Origin of the sequence: Dietzia timorensis, from assembly GCF_020742175.1 — a bacterium.
GTDB classification, from domain to species: Bacteria; Actinomycetota; Actinomycetes; order Mycobacteriales; family Mycobacteriaceae; genus Dietzia; species Dietzia timorensis_A.
This window is the reverse complement of sequence record NZ_DYXM01000118.1, coordinates 1-8,431: the sequence shown is the minus strand read 5'-3', so window position 1 is coordinate 8,431 and position 8,431 is coordinate 1. Positions and strand designations below refer to the sequence as shown.

Here is an 8,431-nt window from a genome sequence, read left to right as displayed (position 1 = left end):
TAAGCGAGCCGAGGCTAATGTCGGCGAGCGACCCCTCAGACGAGCCTTCGCCGGAGCCGGACTCGAGGGACTCGGTCGGGAGTTCGCCGGAGCCGGACTCGAGGGAGTCGGAGTTCAGCGAGCCTTCGCCGGAGCCGGACTCGAGGGACTCGGTCGGGAGCTCGGAGGAGCCGCCCTCGGGTGCGCTGTCCGAAGATCCTTCGACGATGGAGCCGGTAAGCGAGCCGAGGCTAATGTCGGCGAGCGACCCCTCAGACGAGCCTTCGCCGGAGCCGGACTCGAGGGACTCGGTCGGGAGCTCGGAGGAGCCGCCTTCAAGCGAGCCTTCAGACGATCCGTCACCGATGGAACCGGTGAGCGAGCCGAGGCTAATGTCGGCGAGCGACCCCTCGGACGATCCATCATCGGAGCCGGATTCGAGGGAGCCGGTCAGTTCGCCGAGGGAGCCGCTTTCACCGTCGGAGCCGGATTCGAGGGAGCCGGTCAGTTCGCCAAGGTCCAAGGAGCCTTCGCCGCCGGTGAGCGAACCGAGGTTCAGATCAGCGAGCGAGCCGCCTTCGCCGGTGGAGCCGGATCCGCTGCCGGTCGAGCCAGTGATTTCGCCGGTGCTGCCGCCGCCGAGGGCGATGGCGAGTGCGAGGCCGAGGCCGAGCGCCATCCCGCCGCCGAGCAGGGCCGGATCAACCGGGGGGAGATCGATGGTGGGGAGACCGAGGTCCTGCGGAGAGGGGAGATCGACGCTGCCTTCAGGCATCTGGACGTCGGCGTTGGTAGCGAGCCATGCAGCTGCACCGAGGGAAGCGGTACCGAGGGCGATGGCGAGCGCGAGCTCGACGTTGCCCTCATCGGAGCCGAACCTGGCGCCGGATCCACTGGAGCCCGCGGGTTCACCATCGTCGTCTCCGCTTTCGGAACCGAAGTTGCCGAGCGAGCCGCCGCTGAGCGAACCCTTGTTGTCCTGCTGGTCTCCGTCGTTCTGAGCATTGGCCGGCACGACCATGCCACCGGCGACGAGTGCGCCCGCGGAAACCGCGGCGATAACTGTACGCGAGTTAAGTTTCTTCATAGATCCATCCGATCAACAGATATTTTGCCGGCCTTCGGCAAGCTCCCCTCTCTCGGATCGGGGCACATAAAGGGACCCTACCCGCGTTAAAGATAAGTGCCATACCCTCAGACGCTTAAAAAAGCATAAGACGCGCGGCGCGCGTAACGCGTTGCGAGTCACTGGCGATGTTGCGAATTCGAAGTTGAAGAAATGGCCGATAGCGGCAGGTAGGGGGTGTCACTGCCGTCGCCGGCGAAAGGGGCTTTCGCTGCATGTAAATACCCCGAAATTAGATGCCTGATCGTCATCATAAAGTGATCTAAATCACAGCAAAAGGGGGTAACAGTGCTCACTAAAGTAGGGCGTTTTGGGGCGTGGGATCGCCAACGTCGAGCAGTGAATCAGCGTGCGCCGAAACTCTTACGCGCCTTCACCGTTTTCGGATCAACAGGAATATGACCAGGGCGGAAACGAGGCCGAAAATGACTGCGGCGATCGGTGGAGCGCCCGCCAGGTGGCTAGCCCACGTGCCGACAAAGGCGCCGACAATGACGGCGAGAGTCTTGCTGGATGTCCAGATCACAGTGTTCACTCCTGGGTGTTGTGAGTCGTCCGGTCGAAGCTTGTGTGAAGGTTCTCGGTTGATGGAATAAGTGTGCTGGCCATGCAGCGAAAAAGGTAGGACGTTGACCATCCTTCCGCTTGTGTGCCCGGTCGTTGCGCTGCTGAGTGATCAAGTGGAAACGTCGTCTATCAAAAACTTTTGATGTTGACGCCCGGCTTTTTGGGTATCGCTTAATTAGGCGGAAAAACGAAGTCTCACTTCCCCTATTGCTAGAACGAGTTCGTTCCTCATCCTCGCCTCGACGCTCTACATCTAGTGGAGTCAATGGGAAGAAAAGTGGCCGAAACTACGTCTTGTTGTCACATCATTCTCTCGTATCTATTACAGAAGGGTCACGATCTCCGTAGGAATTCGTATTCACCCCGACGTCCGGTTTAGCGTTGGATCCATGTTCGAAACGCCGCCGGATGAACGTGCGCGGCGCTCCGGGGGGAGATGGCTCACCGCATCCCTAGTCTTGGTGCTGGGACTACTGCTTGTGGCGGTGGTCGGGCTGTCCACCGGAGGCGCCCAGCAAGGACTTGTCGTATTTATCGGCATCCTCGCCGTACTTGGCGTATCTGCATGGCTTTCGCCGCTACGACCGGGCAAGCACACGGAGATCGGGGATACCGCCTTGACGCGCCCCGAGGTCGTCGTGCTGTGGCGCCCCGGTTGTGCATACTCCGCTCGCCTCAAGCGTGATGCTGCCCGTCAAGGCGTACGAGTCAAGTGGGTAAATATCTGGCGTGACCCCGAGGCTGCCGCAATCTGCCGGCGCCTCAATGGCGGGAGCGAAGAAACCCCGACGGTGGTCGTTGTCGATCGGGATATGCCGCAGCCCACCGTCATCCCGGCAACGGTCTCCGGAGTGTCCGCCGCGAACAAGGAGTTGGCCGATCACCGGTCGATCGCGTCGCCCACCACCAGGCCCCGCCGCGTGGCCTAATCGTCAGAGCGCCGGTACGCAGACGAAACCACCGTCACGCATAGAGACAAAACAAAGCCGCTATGGTTCGGAAGATTCGAACTCATAGCGGCTTCGCTGATTTATCCGCGCCAGCGGGTGCGGTCGGCATCCCACCGAGGCCCTTGAGCGAAGGACCCCGGAGGGGCGCGACGAAATCTAGTGGCGCGCCTGCTCCTGCCACACATCGCGACGAAGCTCGGCGGCCTCGCGCACCATCTTGGTCTCCTTCTCATGGAGCTTGATGACGCCCGACTCGTCGGACAGCGGCAACTGGATGTTGTTCTCGGCCTCGATCCCGGCGAGCAGCTGACGCGAGCGGGAGATCTCGGAGTCGAGCTCGGCGCCGAACAGCAGCGCGAGGTTCGCGATCCACAGCATCAACAGGAACATGATGATGCCGGCGAGGGAGCCGTAGGTCTGGTTGTAGTTACCGAAGTTCGACAGGTAGAAGCCGAAGCCCAAGATCGCGATGCCGAGCACGACGAGCGCCGTGATGCCGCCGAGGGAGAGGATCTGGAACTTCGCGCGCTGCACGTTGGGGGTGAGCTGGTACAGGATCGCCAGGACGAAGACGAAGATCACCAGCAGAGCCGGGTACTTGACCCAGTTCCATACCGTCAGCGCTTCCTCACCGAGACCGATCTGGTCGAAGATCGTCTCGGCGACACCGCCCGACAGCGCGAGCATGAGCGCTGCCGCCGCGACGAGGACGAGCATGAGTGCGGTGATGGCGAAAAGGATCGGGCGGAGCTTCCACACCGGCCGCCCCTCGCGGACCTGATAGATCTGGTTGAGCACGCGGCTGAAGGCGCCGACGTAGCCCGATGCCGACCACAGCGAACCGGCGAGACCGATGATCAGGGCGAGTCCGGCGGCGGGCGTGTTGACCAGCTGCGCGATCGGATCCTCGATGAAGGCCATGGTCTCCGCGGGGACCGATTCCTCCATCATCGACATGATCGTGTCGATGGTCTCCTGCCCCTGCCCGAATACGCCGAGCAGCGACACCAGCGCGATGAGCGCGGGGAACATCGCCAGGACCGCGTAGTAGGTGAGCGCGGCGGCGAAGTCCGTGCAACCGTCCGAGCCGAACTTCGCCAGCGCCCGCTTGTAGGCCATGAGGGTGCCGCGGCGGCGGAGTTCCTTACTGACGAGCTTCCGCTTGGGCAGGGTTTCCTTGAGGTACTCGATGGATGGGCGCGAGAGGGTTTCGTCCTCGAAGGGCGCCTCGGAGTTGTTCACGCGGTCTCACTCGCTTTCCTATATATACGTACCGGCCCGAAACCCTCGATGCTCGGCGAACATAGCGAGCACACAGGCTTGTGAGCATTGGTTTTATTATCTGCTCACTAGCTTCTCAGAACTTGCACCAAATGTGGTGGAAGATTGCGCATTACACGTATGACGTCGGGCGCCAGAACACGCGCAGCCGCCGCGATTTGCGGTGTGCGCCGTGGCGGCGGCGGAGAGCGCACGCTGTACCCCGGCGGGCGCGCGCCGCGCAGGTTCGGGGGAAATAATCGCACCGCAAACATGCCCGGAGGGAGCGAAAGAGAGCGCCCCCAGGGCTACCCCCGGCACGTCCGACGTCATACCGAAAAATGGGCGCTCTCGGTGCGAAATATCACATTCTGGGACAAAATCCGCACCTAGCGGGATTTTCCCGACGCTTGACGTTAGGAAGATCGACGTTTTTCCGCATATCCTTTTTTAAGTTGAGGGACGAGAAAGTCCCCCTTCCCGGCTGCTCGGCGCCCTGATCGGTCGGAATTCGTCGACTAGCAAAGGCGTGTGAGATGACTACACCTCCAAGCCGACAAGGCCTTTACCGTCCGGAATACGAACACGACTCGTGTGGTGTCGCATTCGTCGTGGATATGCACGGACGGAAGTCCCGCGACATCGTCGATAAGGCCATCAAGGCACTGATCAATCTCGAGCACCGCGGCGCGGTTGGCGCCGAGGCGAATACGGGCGACGGCACGGGCATCCTCGTGCAGGTGCCCGACCGCTTCCTCCGCGAGGTCGTCGAGTTCGATCTCCCCAAGGCCGGGCAGTACGCGACCGGCCTGTGCTTCCTGCCGCAGTCGCGCATGCTCACCATGGACTCGATGCGCATGGTCGAGCGGATCGCCGCGGAGCAGGGCGTGACGGTAATCGGATGGCGCGAGGTGCCATTCGACGACTCCGGGCTCGGCGCCATCTCGCGCGATGCGATGCCGACGATCATGCAAATCTTCGTCAAGGCCGCCGGCGAGGACGGCGCCTTGCTGTCCGACGTCGCGCTGGAGCGTAAGTGTTTCGTCGTGCGCAAGCGCTGCGAGCACGAGCTCGGCTCGCAAGGCGCGGGCCAGGGCGAGATCGGCTCGGAGACCGTGTACTTCCCGTCGCTGAGCCCCCGCACCATGGTGTACAAGGGCATGCTCACCGAGAAGCAGCTCCCCGAGTTCTACCTGGACCTCCAGGACGAGCGCTTCGAATCCGCGCTCGGCATCGTCCACTCGCGCTTCTCGACGAACACGTTCCCCGCGTGGCCGCTGGCGCACCCGTTCCGCTATGTCGCGCACAACGGCGAGATCAACACCGCGCGCGGTAACGAGAACTGGATGCGCGCCCGCGAGGCGCTCATGGAGTCGGCGGAGATCGCGGACCTGAACCAGGCGCTGCCGATCTGCACGCCGGGCGGATCCGATACCGCGCGCTTCGACGAGGCTCTCGAGCTGCTCACGCTCAGTGGGCGCGAGCTCCCGCACGCCGTGCTCATGATGATCCCCGAGGCCTGGGAGCGCCACGACAAGATGGACCCCGCCAAGCGGGCGTTCTACGAGTACCACGCCTCGATGATGGAGGCCTGGGACGGACCGGCTTCGGTGACCTTCACCGATGGCACGGTCATCGGTGCCACCCTCGACCGCAACGGCCTGCGCCCCTCGCGCGTGTGGGTTACCGACGACGGGCTCGTCGTCATGGCGTCCGAGGTCGGCGTTCTCGACATTCCCGACCACAAGATCGTCAAGCGCACCCGCATGCGCCCGGGCCGCATGTTCCTCGTCGACACCTCGAAGGGCCGGATCCTCTCCGACGAGGAGATCAAGGACCGCCTCGCCGCCGAGCACCCGTACGCCGACTGGCTCGCTGAGGGGCAGTACCGGCTCGAGGATCTGCCGGGCGAGAAGAAGGAGTTCATGCCGCACGACCGGGTCGTGTTGCGCCAGCGTGTGTTCGGGTACACGCAGGAAGAGCTCCGTGTCCTCGTGCAGCCGATGGCCGTCAATGGCGCCGAGGCGCTCGGCTCCATGGGCACCGATACGCCGATCGCAGTGCTGTCCCAGCGCCCGCGCGCGCTGTTCGACTATTTCGCCCAGCGCTTCGCGCAGGTCACCAACCCGCCGCTCGACGCCATCCGCGAGGAGATGGTGACCAGCCACCAGGCGCTCCTCGGCGCCGAGGAGGACCTGCTCAACGTCGGCCCGAATTCGTGCCGCAAGCTCGTCGTCGACAACCCGATCCTGTCGAATTCGGACCTCGAGACGATCGTCCACGCCAACGACGAGGGCAATTTCCCGCAGTACAAGACGGCTATCGTGTCCGGCCTGTACAACGTGGCCCACGGCGGCCGTGGCATGCGCATCGCCATCGAGCGCATCCGCAAGGAGGTGAGCCGGCAGATCGAGGACGGCGCGACGATCATCGTGCTGTCGGACCGCGAGTCGGACGAGCGCAACGCGCCGATCCCCTCGCTGCTGCTGACCTCCGCGGTGCACCACCACCTCGTACGCGAGAAGTCCCGCACCCGCGTCGGCCTCATCGTCGAGTCCGGCGATGCCCGAGAGGTGCACCACTTCGCGGCGCTGTTCGGCTACGGCGCGAACGCGATCAACCCGTACATGGTGTTCGAATCCATCGACGAGCTCGTCAAGAGCGGCGACATTCTCGAGGTCGGCACCGAAAAGGGCATCGAGAACTACCGCAAGGCCGCCGCCAAGGGCGTCACCAAGATCATGTCCAAGATGGGCATCTCCACGCTCGCGTCGTACACGGGTGCGCAGCTCTTCGACGTCACGGGACTGTCGCAGGACACCTGCGACGAGTACTTCACCGGCACCATCAGCCCGCTGCAGGGCGTCGGACTCGACGAGATCGCCGAGGACGTCGCCCGCCGCCACCGCTTCGCGTTCCTGTCGCGCCCTGAGGAGGCCGCGCACCGCGAGCTCGAGATCGGCGGCGAGTACCAGTGGCGCCGCGAGGGCGAATACCACCTGTTCAATCCGGACACGGTGTTCAAGCTCCAGCACTCGACGCGCTCCGGGAAGTACGACATCTTCAAGGAGTACACGAAGCTCATCGATGATCAGTCCGAGCGGCTTGCCACTCTGCGCGGCCTGTTCAAGCTGCAGAGCGACCGCCCGTCGATCTCCATCGACGAGGTCGAGCCGGTCTCCGAGATCGTCAAGCGTTTCTCCACCGGCGCGATGTCGTACGGTTCGATCTCCGCTGAGGCGCACGAGACCCTCGCGATCGCGATGAACCGGCTCCACGGCCGCTCGAACTCCGGCGAGGGCGGCGAGGATCCGGACCGCTTCACCCCGGATGCCGACGGCTCCTGGCGCCGCTCGGCGATCAAGCAGGTCGCCTCGGGACGTTTCGGTGTCACGTCGAACTACCTCGCCAACTGCACCGACATCCAGATCAAGATGGCACAGGGCGCGAAACCGGGCGAGGGCGGTCAGCTCCCGCCGAACAAGGTGTACCCCTGGGTCGCCGAGGTGCGCGGCTCGACGCCGGGCGTCGGCCTCATCTCGCCGCCCCCGCACCACGACATCTATTCGATCGAGGACCTCGCGCAGCTCATCTACGACCTGAAGAACGCGAACCCGCAGGCCCGCGTCCACGTCAAGCTCGTCGCCGAGCAGGGCGTCGGCACGGTCGCGGCCGGCGTGTCCAAGGCGCACGCGGACGTCGTGCTCATCTCCGGGCACGACGGCGGTACGGGCGCCTCGCCGCTCAACTCGCTCAAGCACGCCGGCGGTCCCTGGGAGATCGGCCTCGCCGAGACCCAGCAGACCCTGCTCCTCAACGGTCTGCGCGACCGCATCGTCGTGCAAGTCGACGGCCAGCTCAAGACCGGCCGTGACGTCGTTATCGCGGCGCTTCTCGGCGGCGAGGAGTTCGGTTTCGCCACGGCCCCGCTGGTCGTGTCCGGCTGCATCATGATGCGCGTGTGCCACCTCGACACATGCCCGGTCGGCGTCGCGACGCAGAACCCCGCCCTGCGCGAGCGGTTCACCGGCAAGGCCGAGTACGTGGTCAACTTCATGGAGTTCATCGCCGAGGAGGTGCGCGAGTACCTCGCCGAGCTGGGCTTCCGCTCGCTCGAAGAGGCCATCGGCCACTCCGAGTGCCTCGACCTCGAGCGCGCCATGAAGCACCATCAGCGCGCCGCGAAGCTCGACCTGTCGCCGATCTTCGAGCAGGTCGACTCGCCGTTCATGCACCAGGATCTGCGCAACACCAAGGCCCAGAACCACAAGCTGGACCAGGCGCTCGACAACACGCTCATCGCCGACACCAAGGACGTCGTCACCTCCGGGACGGGGACGGTCGCCCTCGAGTACCCGATCGTCAACGTCAACCGTTCCGTCGGCACGATGCTCAGCCACGAGATCTCCAAGCTCCACGGCGCGGCCGGGCTCGCCCCGGGCAGCATCGACCTGACGTTCTCCGGTTCCGCCGGAAACTCCTTCGGAGCATTTATGACGGCGGGCATCACCGCTCGCGTGTACGGCGATGCCAACGACTACGTCGGCAA

The 8,431-nt window shown here is 64.2% G+C and carries 3 protein-coding genes and 1 pseudogene; 2 read left to right on the top strand and 2 right to left on the bottom strand.

The window, feature by feature from the left end; translation table 11 throughout:
- Positions 1-1,066: pseudogene (locus tag K8V11_RS06510) on the bottom strand (hypothetical protein); the annotation flags it as partial.
- A gap of 995 nt (positions 1,067-2,061) precedes the next feature.
- On the opposite strand from K8V11_RS06510, the gene K8V11_RS06505 reads away from it, so the two are divergent.
- Entirely contained in the window at positions 2,062-2,601 is a 540-nt protein-coding gene (locus tag K8V11_RS06505) for a glutaredoxin domain-containing protein (RefSeq protein ID WP_303911866.1), read from the top strand.
- A 177-nt stretch (positions 2,602-2,778) separates the two neighbouring features.
- Here K8V11_RS06505 and K8V11_RS06500 read toward each other — a convergent pair whose 3' ends face one another.
- Entirely contained in the window at positions 2,779-3,864 is a 1,086-nt protein-coding gene (locus tag K8V11_RS06500; protein ID WP_303911864.1) for a YihY/virulence factor BrkB family protein, read from the bottom strand.
- Between the two features lie 554 nt (positions 3,865-4,418).
- Between K8V11_RS06500 and gltB the strand changes: the two genes are divergently transcribed.
- On the top strand, positions 4,419-8,431 hold a 4,013-nt coding region (gene gltB, locus K8V11_RS06495; RefSeq protein ID WP_303911862.1), incomplete at its 3' end, for a glutamate synthase large subunit.

Excerpts from the sequence above, each read along its gene's own strand:
- K8V11_RS06505 (WP_303911866.1), top strand. The coding sequence starts at position 2,062 with ATGTTCGAAACGCCGCCGGATGAACGTGCGCGGCGCTCCGGGGGGAGA.